General features: G+C 47.4%; 15 protein-coding genes. 6 read left to right on the forward strand and 9 right to left on the reverse strand.

The window, feature by feature from the left end:
- Positions 1–50 precede the first annotated feature (50 nt).
- The 3 genes from ACZ5PW_RS05460 to ACZ5PW_RS05470 all read right to left on the reverse strand — a co-directional run bounded on the left by ACZ5PW_RS05460 (position 51) and on the right by ACZ5PW_RS05470 (position 4,367).
- On the reverse strand, positions 51–1,556 hold the full coding sequence (locus tag ACZ5PW_RS05460; protein ID WP_464558713.1) for a leucyl aminopeptidase: 1,506 nt from the start codon (positions 1,554–1,556) through the stop codon (positions 51–53).
- Positions 1,557–1,624: 68 nt separating this feature from the next.
- Positions 1,625–2,755, reverse strand: a complete 1,131-nt coding sequence (locus tag ACZ5PW_RS05465) for an ABC transporter substrate-binding protein (protein ID WP_464558715.1) — start codon at positions 2,753–2,755, stop codon at positions 1,625–1,627.
- Between the two features lie 109 nt (positions 2,756–2,864).
- Positions 2,865–4,367: an STAS domain-containing protein gene (locus ACZ5PW_RS05470; protein ID WP_464558717.1), complete on the reverse strand. Its 1,503-nt coding sequence runs from the start codon at positions 4,365–4,367 to the stop codon at positions 2,865–2,867.
- Between the two features lie 146 nt (positions 4,368–4,513).
- Here ACZ5PW_RS05470 and ACZ5PW_RS05475 point away from each other — a divergent pair, with 146 nt between their 5' ends.
- The gene (locus tag ACZ5PW_RS05475) at positions 4,514–5,434 is read left to right on the forward strand and encodes a 4Fe-4S binding protein (protein WP_464558719.1); all 921 of its coding nucleotides are present in this window, start codon (positions 4,514–4,516) and stop codon (positions 5,432–5,434) included.
- A gap of 163 nt (positions 5,435–5,597) precedes the next feature.
- Here ACZ5PW_RS05475 and typA read toward each other — a convergent pair whose 3' ends face one another.
- Positions 5,598–7,445 (reverse strand): translational GTPase TypA, encoded by a 1,848-nt coding sequence (gene typA, locus ACZ5PW_RS05480; RefSeq protein WP_464558721.1) that lies wholly within the window; start codon positions 7,443–7,445, stop codon positions 5,598–5,600.
- A gap of 284 nt (positions 7,446–7,729) precedes the next feature.
- On the opposite strand from typA, the gene thyX reads away from it, so the two are divergent.
- The 3 genes from thyX to ACZ5PW_RS05495 all read left to right on the forward strand — a co-directional run bounded on the left by thyX (position 7,730) and on the right by ACZ5PW_RS05495 (position 11,703).
- The gene (gene thyX, locus ACZ5PW_RS05485) at positions 7,730–8,473 is read left to right on the forward strand and encodes an FAD-dependent thymidylate synthase (protein WP_464558723.1); all 744 of its coding nucleotides are present in this window, start codon (positions 7,730–7,732) and stop codon (positions 8,471–8,473) included.
- Positions 8,474–9,425: 952 nt separating this feature from the next.
- Positions 9,426–10,775, forward strand: a complete 1,350-nt coding sequence (locus tag ACZ5PW_RS05490) for a chromosomal replication initiator protein DnaA (RefSeq protein WP_464558725.1) — start codon at positions 9,426–9,428, stop codon at positions 10,773–10,775.
- Positions 10,776–11,004: 229 nt separating this feature from the next.
- A complete protein-coding gene (locus ACZ5PW_RS05495; RefSeq protein WP_464558727.1) occupies positions 11,005–11,703 on the forward strand; it encodes a DnaA N-terminal domain-containing protein in 699 nt (232 codons plus the stop codon).
- A 3-nt stretch (positions 11,704–11,706) separates the two neighbouring features.
- Here ACZ5PW_RS05495 and ACZ5PW_RS05500 read toward each other — a convergent pair whose 3' ends face one another.
- The gene (locus ACZ5PW_RS05500) at positions 11,707–13,692 is read right to left on the reverse strand and encodes a PAS domain-containing sensor histidine kinase (RefSeq protein WP_464558729.1); all 1,986 of its coding nucleotides are present in this window, start codon (positions 13,690–13,692) and stop codon (positions 11,707–11,709) included.
- Between the two features lie 178 nt (positions 13,693–13,870).
- Here ACZ5PW_RS05500 and ACZ5PW_RS05505 point away from each other — a divergent pair, with 178 nt between their 5' ends.
- Positions 13,871–14,884, forward strand: a complete 1,014-nt coding sequence (locus tag ACZ5PW_RS05505; RefSeq protein ID WP_464558731.1) for an asparaginase — start codon at positions 13,871–13,873, stop codon at positions 14,882–14,884.
- A 373-nt stretch (positions 14,885–15,257) separates the two neighbouring features.
- Here the strand turns inward: ACZ5PW_RS05505 and ACZ5PW_RS05510 are convergent, their stop codons facing one another.
- From ACZ5PW_RS05510 to ACZ5PW_RS05520, 3 genes are all read right to left on the reverse strand, one after another.
- Complete coding sequence (locus tag ACZ5PW_RS05510) at positions 15,258–17,408, reverse strand: Tex family protein (protein ID WP_464558733.1); 2,151 nt, start codon at positions 17,406–17,408, stop codon at positions 15,258–15,260.
- A gap of 87 nt (positions 17,409–17,495) precedes the next feature.
- The gene (locus tag ACZ5PW_RS05515) at positions 17,496–17,984 is read right to left on the reverse strand and encodes a hypothetical protein (RefSeq protein WP_464558735.1); all 489 of its coding nucleotides are present in this window, start codon (positions 17,982–17,984) and stop codon (positions 17,496–17,498) included.
- Positions 17,985–18,027: 43 nt separating this feature from the next.
- Positions 18,028–18,612 (reverse strand): hypothetical protein, encoded by a 585-nt coding sequence (locus ACZ5PW_RS05520; RefSeq protein ID WP_464558737.1) that lies wholly within the window; start codon positions 18,610–18,612, stop codon positions 18,028–18,030.
- A gap of 138 nt (positions 18,613–18,750) precedes the next feature.
- On the opposite strand from ACZ5PW_RS05520, the gene ACZ5PW_RS05525 reads away from it, so the two are divergent.
- On the forward strand, positions 18,751–19,305 hold the full coding sequence (locus ACZ5PW_RS05525) for a tetratricopeptide repeat protein (protein WP_464558739.1): 555 nt from the start codon (positions 18,751–18,753) through the stop codon (positions 19,303–19,305).
- An 86-nt stretch (positions 19,306–19,391) separates the two neighbouring features.
- Here ACZ5PW_RS05525 and ACZ5PW_RS05530 read toward each other — a convergent pair whose 3' ends face one another.
- A complete protein-coding gene (locus ACZ5PW_RS05530) occupies positions 19,392–20,582 on the reverse strand; it encodes a PhoH family protein (RefSeq protein ID WP_464558741.1) in 1,191 nt (396 codons plus the stop codon).
- Positions 20,583–20,782 lie beyond the last annotated feature (200 nt).

Raw genomic sequence — 20,782 nt, forward strand, 5'->3', positions numbered from 1 at the left:
CGTAAGAGATTTCTCTTGCGGGGCTTTATTATTGTCTATTCGATTAAAGTTTACATATCTTCAAGGTCGATTGTTGTAGCTATTTCAACCAGAGTTCTAACTCCGAATCCGGTTCCTCCGGCAGGACCGGCAGGGCTTTTCTTCTTTCTCCAGGCAGGTCCGGCAATATCAAGGTGGGCCCAGGGGACATCCTCGGGAACAAATTCTTTCAGGAACATTCCCGCATGGATAGTCATTCCTTCTCTGGAGCCTATATTTTTGAGGTCGGCCACTTCGCTCTTAAGCTCTTCCTTATACAGGTCCCAGAGAGGCATGGGCCAGAAGCGTTCTCCAACACTCATACCGGATTCAATCACCAGATCACGCATTCTAGCGGAGTTATCCATTACAGCAGCAACATCCCATCCGAATGCAACAATACAGCCTCCGGTAAGCGTGGCAAGGTCGATGATTGCGGCTGGTTCATACTGCTTTGAGTAAGCCAGAGCGTCGCAGAGCAGCAGCCTTCCTTCCGCATCGGTGTTAAGAATTTCAATAGTCTTTCCTGAAAAAGAAGTTACAACTTCACCGGGGCGGGTTGAGTTTGAGTCCGGCATATTATCGGCGCAGGGCAGTATCGCGGTTATGGGCAGATCCGGCTGAATTTCACCTACAGCCTGAAAAAAACCAAGGATTGCCGCTGCCCCGGCCATGTCGCATTTCATATCTTCAATAAACCCGGTCGGTTTGAGTGATATGCCGCCCGTGTCGAAAGTTACTCCTTTGCCTACCAGAACAAGGGGCTTTTGGCCTTCTCTGTCCTTGGGGCAGTATTCGAGGATAATCATTCTGGGTTCGTCAGTAGAACCACGGAACACAGAAGCATAAGCCCCCATGCCTTTATCTATTATCTCCTTGCGTTTCATCTGCTTGAATTTGAAACCGTATTTCTTGGCCATTTTGCGGGCTTCGTCTGCGAGATACATAGGGGTGGCAATGTTCGGTGGCAGGTTGACCAGATCCTGAGCGTATGAAGTGCCGTGACCGATGGCTTCACCTTTGGCAATAGCTTCATTGAAATGCCCGGCAGGTTCCGATTCGGTCAGGAAACGCAGTGTTTCCGGAAGATTGTTTTTGTCTTCTTTTTTGCTTTTGAACTGATCAAATGAGTATAATCCACTGATAGCGGCGGAAACAAAATGTTCGTGCTTGTCTTCAAGTATAATTCCGTCAAAAGCGGGCAGGGGAGCGCCGACCGTACGGAACTTGAGTTCCCTGCATTTCTGAAAGGCCGCTTTTACAGCCTGACTGAAATGTTCAACGCCAAATTCTTTTTCGGGGCCGAGTCCTACAAGAAGAACCCTCTGTACCGAGGAGCCGGAACCGTAGACAACGGCGGTTCCTCCCAGTTCTCCTGAGAAATCGGCCAGTGCGGGAGAGCCTGCCACCCAGTCTGCATCCGAAGCCATCCAGGCTGAAAATCCTGGAAGATAGTCTTCCGCGTCTTTGAAAACAAAGAAAATAACCGCATCAGCAGACCATGCTGATGCCGGTTCAACTACTATATTGATTTCCATATGAGACTCCGTATGAGTTTTTATATTGCGGGTTATTATTTCAAGTCGTTAACAATTCATAATTGAGATCAGTTTGGGGAGATCTGTTCCACGAAAGATAATTTACCATCTGAGTAACGGACTATATCAACAGTTTTCATGGGGACACGGATTCCTTCCGGGTAGGATATTTTTCCTGTAATGCCTTTGAAATCCGATGTCGATGTCAAAGCTTTCCGGACAGCCTCGGGGTCCGCGCTGGCGGCTTTTTCTATGGCCTGAGCCAGCAGCATTATGGTGTCATAGCCAAGGGCGGCAAATCCTGATGCCGGTTGTTCTCCGAACATGCGTTCAAAATTTTCAACGAATTCCTGAACCATGGGGTCGGGATTGTCCAGAGCAACATGAGTGGCAAAGTAAATGTCATGGGCATACTCTTCGGGAACCTTTTTCAGACCCGGAGTATCAAAACCGTCTCCAGAAACAATCGGCTGATTATTACCGGCTTTGCGAAGCTGGGTTACATAACCCGGTACATCCGGCGGAATCGAGGAAATGAAAAGTACATCAGGATTGGGTTCATTGGAGTCTGGCATCGGGTACTCCTCCGCCCCTGTATTGTACCAAACTTCATCAATTATCTTACCACCGTATTTCCTGTATCTGCGCTTGAAATATTTTGAAAGAGTCTTGGTGAATTCTGTGGATATATCAGTGGCGACAAAACAGTTTTCGCTATTTAATCTGCGTTTGGCAAACTTGGCTACTGCACGGGCCTGCATGTTATCACCGAATGCAGCCATGAAAAAATATTTACCGTACATGTACGGAAGGTTCTGCATGGTGGCGCCCGCAGTGATGAAAACAATATCCTTTGCGGTAACTGCCGGGGCAGCGGTCATCACATAGTCCGTGTCATTCAACCCTACTACAGCGGTCATGTCTTTTTGCCCGGCAAGAATCTGGGAAGCCATGAGGGTTGAATCTATATTGGATCTGCAGTCCGAAACGACAAGGCTCAGTTTTTTGCCCAGAATTCCACCACGCTCATTGATGATTTCCTTGGCGAGTTCCATGCCGTGCAGTCCGGGCTGGTCGATAGCGGCCATATCGCCGGTAAGATTGTAAAGAACCCCTACTTTTATTGTGTTGGAGTCTGCAAAAGCAGGAGAAGAAAAAGTCATTAACAAAATAGAGAATATTAGGAAACGAAGCTGCATGGTTCCTCCCTCGGATGGCAGCGTGAATAATTATCGGTTTCAGTCTGGTTGATAATACGAAATCTGTTTTCTGTTTAGCACATTTATTCTTACTAGGACAGTGTAGCGGCTACAGATTTCCGGTTGAGTCCTTTTTCTCTGCCATGGACAGTTTGGCCTGCTGGGCTTCCAGAAATCTTTGAAATTTGTTCAGTTCAGCTTCTCTCTTTTCAGGGATTCTGGGGAAATCAGATTCGGTGCGGTAGCGTCTGTCAGCGATGTTCCGGCTGACTACTCCTTCTGCAACGGGACCCTGCCATCCGGAGGTGTCACGGACCAGCTTTCCGGGATAGCTTATTCCTATGAAGGCTTTTGTTATTCTGGTCTTATCCCGCAGGCGCCTCATGTCCAGAAATTCATTACGCGCACTTATGCCTCGGACCTTCTTGTCCAGACATACCATTTTTTCCGGCATAGGGGTGTGATCAAATATTGCAGCATGATTATTGAGTATTTGTCCCTTGTCTCCGGCAGTCTCAGGGTCGATATAAAAGGCCGCATAAAGTCCCGACTGGTCATATACAGAGAGGTCGCAGGAAAGATCAACGCCCACGCCGCAGGTAAGGCATGTCACATTGCGGTGGCGTGGAAGGTTGTCCCTCCGCATCCACAGATCACTGTTGGATGGGTCGGTTATCACTCTTTTGTTCTCCGGGGCCATTTCCCTGATCGGGGATTTCATGAGAGTTGCGGCGTAGACCTCACTGGCCTGCATCCAGGCGGCAATTCCCAGAACTCCCTTAAAATCGCGCCTGCGTCTGCGTGCCAGCAGGAACAGGCCTTTGTATAGTCTGTCGATAGTTGTTCCTTCCTCTTCCGAGGATTCGAACATGATATATTCATTAAATCCACCGGATAGGGTGAGGTTGAAAGGAGTGCGGATCAGCACTGACCCTGTATCGTTGCGGGGCAGAAGAAAGTCGGCCAGATCATGTCCGTCTGTCGGAAGCCAGGCCATGGTTCCGCCAATGGTGATCATGGAGCCCATTACTTTCATGTAATCCTCGGGAGTCTCTCCCAGTCCTCCTACCCCTATGGAGTATTCGGTCTGGGAAAATCGTCTAGAGAATATTCTGGGTTGGTCAACTCTTGAATGAAAAATATCTGCAATGGACCCGATTACCTTGATTTCCGTGGGGGTGTTTTCTCCCGGAACAAAACGAAAGTGGCCGATGGGGGATTCCATCTGCTCCATTCTGTCCCAGTTTTCAAGGGCCTGACGTTCCCAATGGACGGACTGCAGAAAATCCATTGCTTCACTTCTGGTCGGGAAGATGTCAAGAGAGCGCAGCATCCCGGCTGTTTCAAGAACATTACGGCAATATGGCTGAACCCCGCAAAGAGCTAGTGCTCCATTGCGTTTTCTGAGTTTTTTCAGAGTCCGGACAATGGTTCTTATCCCGGCACTGGAAATATAGCGGACGTTGCTCATATCAAAAGCGATGCAGGCAAGATTTTCGTCAAGAAAAAGGGCATCCAATCTGCTGTCCAGTTCTCCGGAACCGTAGGCGTCTATTCTCTCACCCAACTCCAATACTATTGTGTCGCCATGTCTGCGAACCTTTATCTCCATGCTCCAACTCCTGTTACTTACACGAAAAAAGAACTTCCGGATGCTGTTGCAGCATAGGCATAATATGCTCCGCTTGTGAAGTTGCTTTGGGAAAAACTGTACTATTTTTCAGGGCTCTGGTAATTGTGTAAATAAGAGGAATTACCATGAAGAAAGTTTTGCAAAAGTTCATACCCGACACTGCCACCGGAAAGTTTCTCAAGCAGGCTCTTGAGGACCGGAACATGACCATGAAGGATGTCCTGCATGGGTATATGTATATCCGATGGCCCAAGGCCTATATAGGCGCAGCGCTCGGGGAGAACAATCTTGCTCCCATTGCCGAGTTCATTGCCAGTCTCATGGGCTCTCCTTCCGACCCGGAAAAGCGGCGTAAATTAAAGGAAGACTTTGCTGAAACATATCATGGAAAGGTAATCCCCACTGAAGAAGCCATTAAACTGGTAAAGCTTAATAAAAAGATTTCCACCACTTTGCCGGAAGCTGTAATCCCTTTCCCGAAAGCAAGGGATATAGTGTTGAAGCATCCTGATCATATTGTTGCCCTAGAGTGTCCATGCAGGGCTTCCAGAGAGAATCCGTGCAAACCTTTGGATGTATGTCTGATTGTGGGAGACCCCTTTGCTTCATTTGTCGAGAAGAATCACGGGGATAAAGCCCGGCGGATAACCCAGGATGAAGCGGTGCGTATTCTGGAGGCAGAAAATGCCCGGGGGCATGTGCATCACGCATTCTTCAAGGATGTGATGCTGGGGAGATTTTACGCGATATGCAACTGCTGTTCGTGCTGCTGCGGAGCTATGGAGGCAATGCGCAACGATATCCCCATGCTTATACCTTCCGGGTATATAGCAGTTGTTGATCTCCATAAATGTATCGGCTGTGGGCAGTGCATGGAGTATTGCCCGTTCGGGGCAATGAAGGTGCGTGATAAGCGGATGCGTATTGATCCCAAAAAGTGCATGGGGTGCGGGGTCTGTACAAACAAGTGCCGCAAGGATGCCCTGCGCCTCGCTAGAAACAGGAAGCATCCAGCTCCGTTTCTGGTGGATGAACTGGAAAAATAGATTTCATCCGGGATATGAATAAGAAAAGGCGTCTTACGGTGCATGTTGCAAGCACTGTAAAACGCCTTTTGTATATTTTACAATCTGGAGGTCTTTTGGCTGTCAGAGACCATCTTTCAAGCTGTATTTAATGCCGTAATTCGTCCGGCAGCAGCCAGAAAAATTATTTGCTTCCCTTGGCCTTGAGCTGTTTGCCGCGCGCCATATGACGCTTGGTCGCAGAGAGCTCAATTTTGCGAAGCCTGATGGATTCGGGAGTAACCTCGATGAGTTCGTCATCACGGATGAAGTGCATCGCCCTCTCAAGGGTCATGGGTCTGATCGGAGTTAGAATGACCGCTTCGTCCTTACCGGATGCCCTCATGTTGGTGAGTTTTTTCTCTTTGGTGGGGTTGATGTTGATATCATTGTCCCTGTTGTGTTCACCAACGATCATACCTTCGTATACGGGATCTCCGGGTTCAACGAAAAGTTCGCCGCGCGGTTCCAGGTTGAAGATTGCGTAGGCGACAGCCTTTCCGGGGCGGTCGGCAACCAGAGAACCTGTGTAGCGGGAGGGAAAGTCTCCCCGGTATTCATCATAACCGGCGAAGAGGGAGTTCATGATACCTGTTCCCTTGGTGTCGGTCAGGAATTCATCGCGATACCCGATGAGCGCGCGGGAGGGTGCTGAAAATTCCATGCGTACCCGGCCTTTGCCGTTGTTGACGAGGTTGGTCATCTTGCCTTTGCGGGTGGAGAGTTTTTCTGTGACCACGCCAAGGAAAGCTTCTTCGCAGTCGATGAAAACCTGTTCCATGGGTTCAAGAGTACGCCCGTTTTCTTCTTTGAAAATAACTTCAGGGCGGCCAACGGAAAGTTCAAACCCTTCACGGCGCATTGTTTCAATGAGAATGGCCAGCTGGAATTCTCCACGGCCTTTAACAATGAAACTGTCCTTTTCATCACTTTCCTCGACCTTCACGGCAACGTTGAGCAGAGTTTCTTTCTGCAGGCGTTCCCTGATTTTGGAAGACTGGACCTGTTTGCCTTCAAGGCCGGCCATGGGGGAGGTGTTGATGGTGAAGCGCATTGAAACCGTGGGCTCATCAACAGTGATACGGGGCAGGGCTTTGGGGGCTTCCTTGGTGCAGATGGTGTCGCCGATGGTGATGTCTTCAATTCCGGAAACAACAACAATATCACCGGGGTTGGCTACCGGGGTTTCAGCGAAGCTCAGACCTGCGTATGTCTGGACCTTGGTCAGGCGCAGGGAGACGTTCTCTCCTGCTTCGTTGATGCAGACCAGAGGTTCGTTCTGTTTGGCGGAACCGTGGATTACTTTACCGATAGCAAGCCGGCCGAGATAGTCGGAGTAGCCGAGGTCGGATACCAGCATCTGAAAAGGTTCTTCTTCATTATAAGAAGGTCCGGGGATATGTTCCAGAACCAGATCCATGAGTGGATGCAGGTTCTCTCCTTTTTCTTCAAGGGTTTCCTGGGCGATGCCGTCACGACCGATGGCATAGAGCAGGGGAAATTCAAGCTGTTCTTCGTTGGCGTCAAGATCGATGAAAAGGTCATAAACTTCATCTAGAACTTCATCGGGACGGGCGTCTCCGCGGTCGATTTTGTTGATTACGACAATGATCTTGAGACCTGCTTCGAGGGCTTTTTTCAGAACGAAACGTGTCTGGGGGAGGGGGCCTTCGGAAGCGTCAACCAGAAGGATAGCACCATCGGCCATACTCAGGGAGCGTTCGACCTCTCCTCCGAAGTCGGCGTGACCGGGGGTGTCGATGATGTTGATTTTCACGCCTTTCCAGTCAACAGCGCAGTTTTTTGCCGCGATGGTGATCCCTCTTTCCCGCTCAAGGTCCATGCTGTCCATGAGACGGTCGTCTACTTCCTGCCCTTCGCGGAACACACCGCTTTGCTTGAACATTCCGTCAACCAGGGTTGTTTTGCCGTGGTCAACGTGTGCGATGATAGCTATATTTCTGATCTTGTCATTGGTTGTGAGTTTGGTCACGGATTCCTCCGGTGTCTGAGATTTGCCAATAAAAAATACGCTGCATGCTCGATGCAGTATAAGCAGGTGGGGGCGGAATCTCAGCGGTTGGTTAAATTAGAGATAAGGAGACATTGGTTAGGGTATATTGGTACAACTGGCAAGGGAAAATATGACCTTTAAGGTTACGAATGGGAAAAATTGTCTGTGAAGGGGACATTGTCTCTTTAGCAAAAAGTGATGGTTTGTACATTGCACAGTAAGGGTCTTTGCTTTATGAAAAGTCCATATTTGGAGGAGCGATTATGCCAGTAAAAAAAATGAGAGTAGAATTATTATCCATGACCCCGGACGCCCTGGAGCTGACCTATGCGGCGTTCAGGCAATGTTATCATGCGGGGTTCGTGGCTGACATGTGGCCGAAGCTCCTTGATGGAGACATAGAAAAGGACAAACAGGCAGAGTTTGTTTCCAAGGTCCTAGAGTCCGGCCATGACAGTCCTATTGAGCATGTAAGTTTCACATTTGCTGTGGAGGGGATATCCCGAGCCTGTTCCCATCAGATAGTAAGACACAGGATAGCCTCTTACTCCCAGCAGAGCCAGCGGTATGTTACCGAGAGTGATATGGATTACATTATTCCTCCGGCAATAAGGAAAATCCCCGAAGCCCGTGAACGTTTTGAAAAGTTTATGGATGAAGTCGGCAGTGCTTATAAGGATCTGCGCGAGATTCTGGTGGAGGCCGGCCGTGAAAGCAAAGCCAATGAGGATGCGCGCTTCGTTCTTCCTCAGGCTGCTGAAACCAAAATAATGATAACTATGAACTGCCGTTCTCTGATGCATTTTTTCAATCTCCGCTGTTGCCGGAGGGCTCAATGGGAAGTGCGGGCCATGGCTGACCTGATGCTTGAGATCTGCAAAGATAAATTCCCGGCGATCTTCCGGCATGGCGGAGCCCGCTGCGAGCAGTTGGGATACTGTCCAGAGGCAGACCGCTTCGCCTGCGGACGTTACCCTACTCTTAAGCAACTGACCGGTGAAGAGTAGTTCCAACCATTAAATATAGAGCGCTGCAGATCTGACTGATCTGTGACATTTTTATATCCCCAGAATGCCTGTCCAGTATTTGTGACAGGCATTTTTTTTTGTCCTGCTGTCCAAAACCGCCCCTTATTGTCTGAAATCACGAAATTAGGATTTATATAACGTCCATCTCACTGTTCTCAGAAAGACAGAAAGATTTCTGGTCTAATAACGTAAATATCCATACAGGCTCAAATGAATGTTGAAGACATCATTTGTCATGATTTGCTTATTTCGTAAAAAATACGTTTATATTTTATGTGTTAAGCAAAAGGATACAAAACAGTGCGCAGCGTTCACAAGGCTTATGAGTATATTTTTTTTGCGGCCTGAAGTCTTGTATGTTGCTTATCATATTTTTTGCCATTCCCTTTGTTTACGTGGGATGATTTATGTCAAGCTAAATAAAAGTGTGTTAAAATAGAGTTTTATAAAATGTTCCAAAGTGAGAAGGCGTTCAGGCCTCTATTTTACAGGCTTAAGTGGTGACTTAGATATATTTAAATTTTTATAAACATTGTTATTGCTTGTTGTTATTTTTGAATTGTCTATGTTTTACAGTATGTTATATGTGTATGTAACTTGAATATAGAAAATGTACATAATAAAAATAATTAGCTTATAAAAAGGTGACAATGAGAAATTATGAGTTTTTTTATGTATTTTGAAGTAAATTGAAATTGTGATTGTTGATAAAGTTTTCCACAGGTGTTGAAAAAAAGAATAGAGACACCTCCGAGGCCCGTAACTACGGCCTTAAACTGTGATCGTAACCGAAAAGCCTAACTTAAGGCATTGCGTAAAAATCGTTTAAAAACAGGTGGTTGACCTGTAGAAAAAGCTGCGGGGGTCATTAGGCGGTCATGCCCTTATCCCGAGTTGATGGGCACATCATATTTGGATTAGGTAACCCAACATGATGAGAGACAGCTGGAATAAAATTTCTAATTTTCTTGAGAAGGGACTCAACCCCGGTCTATTTAAGGTTTGGATCAAACCCCTTAAAGCAGACGTGAGCAGCAATGCCATTAAGCTATACGCGCCTAATGATTTTGTTGCCGCTTGGGTTAGAGACCGTCTCATGGACAACATCAAGGAAGCCGGAGAGCAGGTGCTGGGTGTCAGCCCCAAGGTTGAGATCGGGGTTAAGAGAGTTGCTGAAAAGCCCGCGGTAAAACAAAAGACCGTAGCAAGGCCGCAGCCCACATCCATGAGCCTGCCGTTATCGGCCCCTTCCGTTGTTAATACACGTATACCCCGCTGGCGGTTCTCCTTCGATGATTTTGTCGTTGGTGAATCCAATCAGCTTGCCTGTGCCGCTTCCAGAAGTCTCTGCGATAACAGCCTCCCCGGCGACCAGCTCTTTCTGAGTTCAACTCCGGGGCTGGGTAAAACGCATCTGCTTCATTCTATCGGCAAAAACCTTTGTGCAACCAGCAACAAGAAGCATATTTCAATTGCCTGTCTGACAGCTGAAGAGTTTGCCAACAGACTTGTCATGTCGATTAAGTCCGGCGAGGTCTCACGCTTCAAGTCAGAGTTCAGGGACAACGTGGATTGTCTGCTGCTGGAAGATGTGCACTTTTTTCAGGGCAAGCAGAAAATGCAGGACGAAATTCTTGAAACCCTGAAAAGCCTGCAGCTTCGCGGTTCAAAAGTGGTGATGACCAGCTCTTTTCTGCCGCGCGATCTTGAAAAGATTGATCAGCAGCTGGTGTCGCGTTTCTGTTCGGGACTGCTGGCGGTGATTTCCACTCCCGATTTTGAGACCAGAAAACGTATTGTGCAAAGCAAGGCCTGCCGTCTCGGAACACAGGTCCCGGATACTATTTCCGAGCTTCTGGCAGATCGTATCACTACTGATGTCCGTCAGCTGGAAAGTTGTCTGCAGAACCTCGTTCTCAAGGCAAGGCTTCTTAACCGTGATGTCTCGCAGGAACTTGCATGGCAGGTTCTGGAAAATTACTCTATGGCCAAAGTTGCCCCCAGCTATGAGTCCATTGTAGAACATATCTGCCGTTCCTACGAACTTACCCCTGATCAGCTTCGTTCCAAAAGCCGGAAACGCCAGATCGTTCTGGCCCGGAATACCGCATTCTTTCTTGCCCGCAAACATACCGACCTCTCCCTTAAAGATATAGGCTCCAGACTGGGGCGCAGACACTCCACAGTAATTAAAGGCATTACAAATATAGAACGTGAAATTTCTCTGCAGACTCCTTTGGGAAGACAGCTGCAGGATACAATTGAGCGTTTGACTCCATAGCCGCTTATACGGCTGGATATTTTGCTTTAACCGGATGGCATGTGCCATTCCGGTAGGATTGTTGGCTGGATTCCGTCCGGCTTCAAAGTGTTTTCATTGGGTTCCGCTGTCTGACAGCGGGGCCCTTGACTGCCCTTTTCGGTGCTTGACAGTAATCCGTTGCAACCTGTTTGGAAATGTCGTAGATCACCCCCTTGTTTTAAAGGAATTACCGCTTAAGGGGTATAAGATGAATTCCACTGTATGGCACTCGATTAAAAAGAAATTGCGTATCAGCATTAATCCGGTTCTGGTCAAGGTCTGGGTTGACCCTCTTTCCGCAAGGCTTGAAAACGGAGTTGTGCAGCTTACCGCTCCCAATGAATTTGTCATGAACTGGGTGCGTGAGCATCTGCTTGACCGTATCCGCGACGCTGCAAGAGAAGTTTTGGATAAAGAAGTGGGAGTGACCATTGATCTCAGGGAAAGTGCTTCTCCTCTCGGATTTCGTGAGTATATGACCGATGTTCATGCATACTATGCCGCAGAGGATATTCTCAGAAGTATCAATAATCTGACCGAAATAGTAAAAGAGTCCAGTGCTCATCTCTACGAGGAGAATGAGAAGAGTATCAGCGGGGATGGTCCTTTGGAACCCGAGTTGGAGCCTCAGAGCTTCGATACAATACTTGATGCTGTTTTAGAGGCTTTTGCCGTCTCCTTCCGGGAGCTTATGACTCTGCCTAACGAACATTCCCTTCTGGCGAGACGTGCGCTGTATTACCTCTGTTTCCGCTATGGAATTCCCGCCGAAGAGGTCGCTCTCAACATGGATTGCACAGTTTCCGAAGTCCGTCAGGGAGCATCTGAACTTGAGGATGAAATTTCAAGTGCCATTGATAACGGTGAAGATCTCGATGAACTGTTGCTCAGGATTTTTCAGAAATAGCAGTTAAATCGAATTTTTGTAATTGCCGGTAAAAATGTCCGCTGCAGATCCTCTGGGCAGGCTGACCGTGAATCTTACTCCTTTGCCATCTTCAGATTCAACGTTGATGGTCCCCCCATGGTTGCGGGTAACGATAAAATATACAATTGAAAGTCCCAGACCGCTTCCCCCGTTCTTGTTCCTTGTAGTAAAAAAAGGCTCGAATATTTTTTTGCGGGTGTGCTCGTCCATTCCCGGGCCATTGTCTTCTACAACCAGAAATATATAAGCACTGTTAAAACTTAATTTTATGGTTATTTCAGGTTGAACCGGAGTCTCTTCCGCAAGGTACATTGCCTGGGCTGCATTGCGCAGCAGGTTAAAAAGCACCTGCTCCATTTCGCCGGGGTAGCACGTTACTTCCGGAAGATCCTTTTCGATAATTTTATTGATCCTTATTTTTTTGAAATCGTATTCTGAATCAGGATTGAACTCTGTTTCCGCCATTTCGAGAACCTGGTCAACTATCTCGCAAAGATTACAGAACTCTTTGCTTTCCACAGACTTGCGGCTGAAGTTAAGCATATTGATTATTATCCGGGCTGCTCTTGAACTGGCGGTTTTTATAGCTGAGAGCATCGAAGTTATCTTTCGTTCCTCAAGATATTTATTAATCAGGCCAAGTGAAATACCCAATGATTCAGCTACTTCATTGTTTTTTGCAAGACCGGGAGACAGCCTTCGTTCAATGTTCTGTGCTGACTGGGAGATGATTCCAAGGGGATTGTTGATCTCATGGGCCATTCCGGCGGACAGACTTGCCACGGTAGTCATCTTCTCAGATTGAATCATGAGTTCCTGCATTTTCATTCTGTCGGAGTAATTTTTGATTGTTCCGACCATCCTGACAGGATTCCCTTCCACATCAAGTATGAAGTTTCCTTCGTCCTCCACATAGAGATAATTACCGTCCTGCTGTCTGAAGCGATATACTGAAAAAAAAGGCTGAACTTTGTTAACACACTGTTCGAAATCTGTAATGACCTTGCTGCGGTCTTCAGGATGGATTCTGGATTCCCAGCCTTTCAGGTCAATCTCATGAAAATAATCACTTGAGGCCCCTGTTATTTCAAGTATTGCTCCGGACCACGTTATTCCACCGGTGATGAGGTTGAGGTCGTAAACCATCTGGCCGGTTTTTTCCGCCATGAGCCGGAATCGTTCTTCGCTGTTCTGCAGTGCCTGTTCTGCTTCCATCAGCGGGGTGACGTCGTTGATAAATCCTTCAAGAGCTACCAGTTCTCCTTCTTCAATCACGTCCGTCCCTTTTTCCCAAACCCATTTTGTCTTATTATCGGCAGTACGTATCTTATAAATTATCTCGAAAGGCTGATGCTCCTGTATTGCCTCCTGAACACATTCCCATACATGGGCTCTGTATTCAGGCAGGATCAGGTCGGCGTATGAAATATCGCGATTGCCGAGCAGGGAAGCTGATTTGTATCCGGTAAGCTCGAAGCATCCTTCACTCACGAATTCCATTGTCCAGTCCACATCATTTCTGCACCGGTATGCCATCCCGGGCAGATTCCCGAGCAGTGTGGAAAGTATTCTTTCCTTTGCGCGCAACGACTCAAGTTCGTTATCCGGCTCACAGAAGGTGGCCCCGCTTTGGTTCACAACTCTGCCTTTGAGTAGGACCATCCCTGACTCCAGACAGTCCCCATGCCAGAGAATATCGCCATTTTCTCTGGTTCTGGTTTCATAATACTCATTGGAGGAAAATTCTGAGCATGATAACTCTTCCACAAATCTGTTAAGTCTGGTTCTGCTTCCCAGTTCTGAGGAATTTATATATTCACCCGTGTTGACCAGTCCGGAAAGTGCCCGGACTTCATTACCGCCTACAAATACTATTCTCCGCTCTTCATTAATAACCAGAACTACCCCTTGATAATCATGGGATAAAAACTCGACTGTCTGTAGAACTTCTCTGTCTAATACTGGCACATCCTGAATCCTTGCCGAATGTTGAATAAATACTTGCCTAGACATTAGCACATCCGGACCAGATTAACATGGAAAAAATATCCGTGGCAACTTTGGATAAAAGTCCAGGAGTTATTGCCAATCAACGCTCCCTGCGTTACCAGATTTTTTCCAGACTTAAATTAATCAGGAGAATCAAATGGGCATTAAGGATAATCTTTCAGGTGAGGTAATCCTCATTTTTACCGGGGGCACTATCGGCATGAGTGAAAACCATGATGCCGGGGGAGTTGTTCCTGATGATAATTTTTCCAGCCTCATCAAGGAAGTTACTCCCGATGGTGAGAATATAAGTATCCGTCCTGTGTTATGGTCGGATATTCCCAGCCCGCATATGTCTCCTGAGCGCATGCTTGATCTGGCCCGCGATGTTGATGACATGCTGGCCGAAGAGCAGGTACTGGGCGCAGTTATCCTGCATGGTACCGACCTTATGGCTGAAACTGCTTATGTGCTTGATCTGACGGTTAATTCCCCTAAACCTGTGATACTGACCGGTGCAATGCGTTATTTCAATGAATCCGGGTATGACGGGATACGGAATCTTGTTGACGCGGTCCGTGTCTGCCTGCTTCCGCCACCAGAGGGAACGGATGTAATAATCCAGATGGCTGATAAGCTTTTCGCGGCCAGAAATGCCATCAAGTCCAGTTCCCTGAATGTAGATCCTTTTATCGGCCAGAACACCGGGCGTATCGGCTTCATTGCCGGGGAGTCTGTGATACTTACCCGCGCAAAACCGGGAAGGCGCCCAAGGCTTCCGTTCCGGGTTAATGAGCCGGCTGGAAATGTTCATTTGGTCGGATGTCATCCGGGAATGGACTCCACCATGCTTGATAAGCTGCTTGAGTCCGGCGCGAAGGGGATTGTTCTGGAGGGATTCGGCGCGGGAAATACTCCTCCGGGTGTTGTTGAGGGAGTTGAAAGATGTCTGGCGGCCGGGATTCCGGTTGTGCTTTGTACCCGTTGTGTCGAAGGGGGAGTCTGGCCCATTTACGCATATCCGGGCGGGGCTGCCAACCTCAAGCAGAAGGGTGTCATTATCGCAGGTGCTTTGTCTGCTCTCAAGGCGACTCTTCTACTGCAGATTTTAATCGGAAGCGGTTGTTCACAGGATGAGATGAAAAAAATATTTGCCGAAGAAAGCGTATAAGTATGCACTGCTCTAGGATGTTACCGGAGTTATCAGCCTGATTACGTGGACTTGCCTTATGGGTATGATACTTTGTGGGAATCTGACATGTGCTTCTTTTTGGGATGAGGCCAGTCTGATGGTTTGAGTACAGCCTAATAGGGCCTTTTCTGCTTAAAGATGAAATGTCAGATCGAATCTGAACTTTTACAGCTCAGGTTTTATAAATAAGGGCTGATGTATAAAAAATACTGAACCCAGTTGCCATCAAACTCACCTGTGGATGTTTGATTACAACTGGGTTCAGTTTTTAAGATCATTTCTTTTTGCGGTACTCAGGGGAGTTGCAGCAAATATAGAATATCAAGCCATTAGCCGAAAGCTTCAGGCCTGCCTATATTTCTGACGGTTTCATGGACAGGGATATTCTTTTCCGCTCAAGGTCCACTTCCAGAACTTTTACCCTTACTTTTTGACCGGGATGGGCAACCTCCGCCGGGTCACTGACAAAGTTATCCGCCATACGGCTGATGTGCACAAGCCCGTCCTGATGTACTCCTACATCCACAAAGGCTCCAAAAGCCGTGACGTTGGTCACTATCCCGTTGAGGATCATATCCTGACGGAGGTCGGTCATCTCTTTTACTGAATCATCAAAACTCACGGCTTCAAACTTGTCTCGCGGATCACGTCCGGGCTTTTCAAGTTCTTTCATTATATCCATGAGAGTCGGGAGGCCCATGTCCTCGGTTATGTAATTGTTCAGTTCAATTTGATCACGGAGTTCTTTGGATTCAATCAGTTCTGCTATGCTTGAGTTCAGATCTGCGGCCATACGGGATACGGTTTTGTAACGCTCCGGGTGGACCGCCGTTGAATCAAGAGGGTTCAGCGCATTTCTGATACGCAGGAATCCGGCACATTGTTCAAAGGCCTTGGGGCCAAGACGTGGGACTTTGAGAAGATCTTTACGGGCTTTGAAAGGTCCGTTTTCCTCTCTGTATTTGATAATGTTTTTAGCCAGAACCGGCCCCAGACCTGAGACGGACTGCAGCAGGCGGGCGCTGGCGGTATTAAGCTCTACACCAACCATGTTTACGCATGATTCCACCACTCTGTTCAGTCTGTCTGCCAGTGCTTTCTGGTCTACATCGTGCTGGTACTGGCCTACCCCGATTGATTTGGGATCAATTTTTACCAGTTCAGCCAGTGGGTCCATCAACCTGCGACCTATGGAGACTGCGCCGCGCACAGTAATATCATGTTCTGGAAATTCTTCCCTTGCTATATCAGAGGCGGAATAGACCGAAGCTCCAGATTCATTGACCATGATAACAAGGACAGATTTATCAAGGCCCAGTTCCTTAATGAATTGTTCGGTCTCGCGTCCGGCGGTTCCGTTTCCAATGGCGACAGCCTCGATTTCATACTCTGCAATAAGTCTGCGAACGGTTTTCGCCGCCTGTTCCTTTTTGCCTTCAGAGGTCACCGGGTAAATTGTATCGTTGAAAAGCAGAGTTCCCTGCCTGTCGAGGCAGACCAGTTTGGCCCCGGTCCGAAAGCCCGGGTCGAGCGCAAGGATACTCTTTCCTCCCAGAGGCGGAGCCAGAAGTATTTCCCGTAAATTGGAAGCGAATACATTTATTGCCTCTGTTTCGGCTTTCTCAAGAAGTTGCGAACGCAGTTCCGTTTCCATCTGCGGAGCCAGCATTCTTTTATAGCTGTCTGTCGCGGCCTTTTCCACTTCCATGGAAGCAGGGGAGTTCGAGCGGACCAGTTTACGGTGCAGTAAGTCGAGCCCTTCTTTTTCATCCGGACGTATGGATACTTTGAGAAATTTGTCTCTCTCGCCTCTGAAAAGTGCCAGAATACGGTGGCCGGCAGCGCGTTTGGCCGGTTCCTGCCATTCAAACCAATCTCTGTACTTGGATGCTTTTTCCCTGTTTTCATCAGTAAGAGCCGATTTTGTCGGTTTTGACTGGATCACCGCCCTGCGTTCAAATAACGATCTGACTGTCTGACGGGTGTTGGTGTTTTCAGCTATTTTTTCCGCAATAATATCTCTGGCTCCGGCAAGAGCCTCTTCGGTGTTTTCAATGCCTTTTTCGCTATTGATGAATTGGCGGGCCTCATTTTCAGGATCGCATTTCTGGGCGAAAATTTTCAGGGCCAAAGGCTGAAGCCCTTTTTCAATAGCTTTCTGTCCACGGGTTGTTCTTTTGGGTTTGTATGGAAGATATAGATCTTCAAGTTCCCGCATTGTGTCAGCAGAAAGTATTTTGCTTTTGAGGGCCGCATCCATCAGCCCCTGTTCGTCAATGGACTTGAGAACGGTGTCGCGGCGTTTATCAAGTTCTTTGAGTTTATCGAAAAGATCGCTGACCGCTGCAACTTTTACTTCGTCAAGACTGCCTGTCGCTTCTTTCCGGTAGCGGGAGATAAAAGGAATGGTCGCTCCTTCATCAAGAAGGGAGACAACAGCGCGGACGCTTTTTACCGGGACACTGAGTTCATTGGATATGCGGGAAATATTATCTGGGTTCATTCTGTTTCTTTTTTGGTGTTGAAAGGAAAATCCGGCCTTCCTGCAGATTCGGAGAGGCCGGATTTATATGCTAAGTTGCGTATCTGTTTATTCAATATCCGCTTCTTCTTTTTTCAGTTCCTCAGGCGAAAGCGACCAGAAGGGGGTCCCATCCTTTGTCAGACGGAATTTGTATTTTCGTTCTTCGCCTGCTTTAAGCTTTGCGCAAATGTATTCATATTCTCCGTCAATTTCAACCAGAACTCCGTATACTTTTACGCTGATTCCTGAGCGCAGATCCTTGATTCTGGGGGCAACAAAATCCTTAGGCCCGAGGTGGACCATGACTTTTTCTCCGTCTTCCTTATCCTTGACTATAATTCCGATGCCTTCAGCCATGCCGTCCAGGGGAGTAATTGTTTCTATGTCAATCAGTGTTCCCTTGAAAACATCACGGTCCGTGTTGTCATAAAGGCGGTCATATTTACTGTCTTTTTCCCATCCTTTGGTGTTGATCTGTGCTGCAAATGAAAAGCTTGAAAGGATGAGGACAAGGCAGAGCATGATGACTGATTTCAAACAGAATCTTTTAGACACTTATAATCTCCTTGGATTAAGGTTTGGTTCTTAAGGATAATAGTCACTTATTTTCCATGAGCCACTTATTAAAAGCCCTCAAAGTTACTCTTTTTATATCTCCAAAGGCCCGTTTGCGCAAAAAGTCGGTTCTTATGAATTCAGTTGTTATATTCCCGGTGTTCAGATCCACCAGAAAAAGTCTTACATAGTCATCTTTGTAGTTCATGGAGTCGTCTGCTGTTGCAGCAGAATTGTCCGCTGAGACAACGTAAAGCGCAGCAAGGTCGGCTTCTATGTTGCTGGTTGCCGAACGGACTGCTTCCACATCAGGATAGTATTTGCCATATTCCCCACGCTTCCATATTCCGTCGTCTCCTTTGGCCTCAAGCAGTTCAACATCACCACCGTTAACGGGGTAGGCGGACCAGTCGAATTTGAAAGCGCCTGACTGCCTACAGGCATCCGCAAGGGCCTGAGTCATTGTCCACCTGTATTTGAAGTCAAATGACATTGAAGAAGATTTCCATGGGAGGAGGGCAAGTCGGTATGTTTCGCCGCCGGTTTCAAAGGGTGTCCGGTAACCGGTTGCTCTGGTACAGCCTGCAGCTACCGAGAGGATTATGAGGATCAGGATGGCTTTTTTCATGGATACTCCTGTTTAAAAACTCATGGATTGCCTGCAATTTTATAATGGAGAAGATGATAAGTCTATATGTCATTGCAAAGGGCTTGGCTGCCGGCAGTTTTACCGTTAACATGCCCCAGTTTCAAATGGGAGGAAGTGATGTCTGCTAAAAAAAAACCACAGAAATTGTCCCGCAGAGGTTTTCTCTTCGGCGGGTTCAGAAGCAAGGAAGACCGTGAGCAGCCCCAGAGTGCGGCAAAGCCTATTGCTGCCAAAGAAGTGAATCTTGATACGCTGGCTCAGGCAAATGTGGCTTACGAGAACGGAAGGTACGAGGAAGCCGCTGAAAAATACAGGGAATTCATAAAAACTGAACCGCAGAACGCTGATGCCCGTAAAAGGTTGGGGCACTGCCTGTACAAGTCCGAAAAGTATATTCAGGCCAAGGTAGAATTTGAAAGAGCCATCCGTATTCTGGGTAAAGACAATTTTTCATACCTGTATCTCGGGCTCCTGCTTTGCAGGGCTGGGGCGGGTAAAAAGGCTATACCTGTCTGGAAGCTCTATTTTGACCCGGATAACATAACTCTGCAGAGGGAAATCAATCTCCAGATCGCACTTATTGAATCCGATCCTGAAGCTTCTTATGAGGAGGCGGCGGATATGGTAGAGCGGATAATTGAGGAAACTGCCGCGCTTGACGTCCAGTCTTAGTTTTTTCTTCCGTTGCTTTTTATAAAATCTGGCCCCGTAGTATGAATATTCAAACTACGGGGCCATTAGTTTTTATTTTAGATCTCTTATAGTCCGGTCTTTAGCACCATGTCGGTTATTGGACCTCTGGAACGTTCTCCTTTCAGTACCATGTGAGCGTATTCTTTATTGTTTTTAAGTTTTTTGACTACCCAGTTCAGTCCGTTGTTGCTTTCGTTGAGGTAAGGGTTATCGACCTGTCTGGTGTCACCGAGGCATATGCATTTCACTCCCTCTCCCATTCGGGTAAGCAGGGAGCGGACTTCGGAGCGGGACATGTTCTGCATTTCATCAATTATGACCACGCAGTTCTCCAGGTTCATACCCCTTATGTAGGCTATGGGAAGAATCTCGAATTTTTTCTGGTTGAAACGGAATTTGTCTGAATCAGTATCCATGAATATCCGGTTGGCCGGACGCTGTTCGTGCAGCTTCACCGCAAGATCGCGTATGTAGCGAACATAAGGCTGCATCTTTTCTTCCACTGATCCGGGAAGATATCCCATTTTAGCTCCGATTTCCCACAGTGGTTTGACCAGATATACTTTCTCGTAGGGATTGTCCTTTTTTTCAAGAGCCAGATACAGTGCTGAAGCCAGAGCGAGGAAGGTCTTCCCGTAGCCTGCTTCCGACTGCACTGAGACCAGATTTATGTCATCATTGAGCATCAGTTCCAGAACAAGGTTCTGATATACGTTACGGGGTTTAACTCCCCATACCTCATGGGTATAGTTGATCGCTTTGCTTTCCTTGCTGCCGTAAAAGACGGGCGTGCCGTTTTCCCAGCGAAAACTGTTCATGGTCGGTTTTGCTGTTTCTTCAACAAATCCGGTAAACATCTGAGAGTCTGAACGGAATGGATCTGAGTCTTTGTATCCTTCACACTGCAGGGAGTGTATTCCGGCTTTTATCTGAAGAATTCTGTCGTTGGTGACGAGAATGGGACTTTCAATACCACTGTGAAGGGTTTCTTTGAGGATGCGGTCATCGGGGTTAAGCATATCCAGCTTCTCAGCAAATTCCGGGGGCAGAATGCTCAGCTGCTTATCTCTGAGAATTGAGTGGATGGCCTGAGTCACGATGTGTCCGATGCGGGGATCTCGTTTAAGCTTGTCCAGTTCGGTCAGAACAGTATAGGGAATATGGACTTTGTTGTCCTGACCATTCCTTAACGCGGTGATACATTTGGGGTTTTCAATGAGTACATTGGTGTCCAAAACAAAGTTTTTCTGTCCCATAGTTCCTCAACTCTTTTTTGTCGGTTCAGGCGAAAAAGAAAAGGCGACCCGCTTGGGCCGCCCGGTCAAGAAAGAAACATCATAGATGCCTTGTCGATGATTTGGCAGGATACGCCTGCTGCATTCTGGTACATGATTTTTCTATACACAGAAGGCCACAGGTGGAAGCACCGGATTTGTCGCTGTTCGGTGACAGTTAG

This window comes from Maridesulfovibrio salinus, from assembly GCF_055394525.1.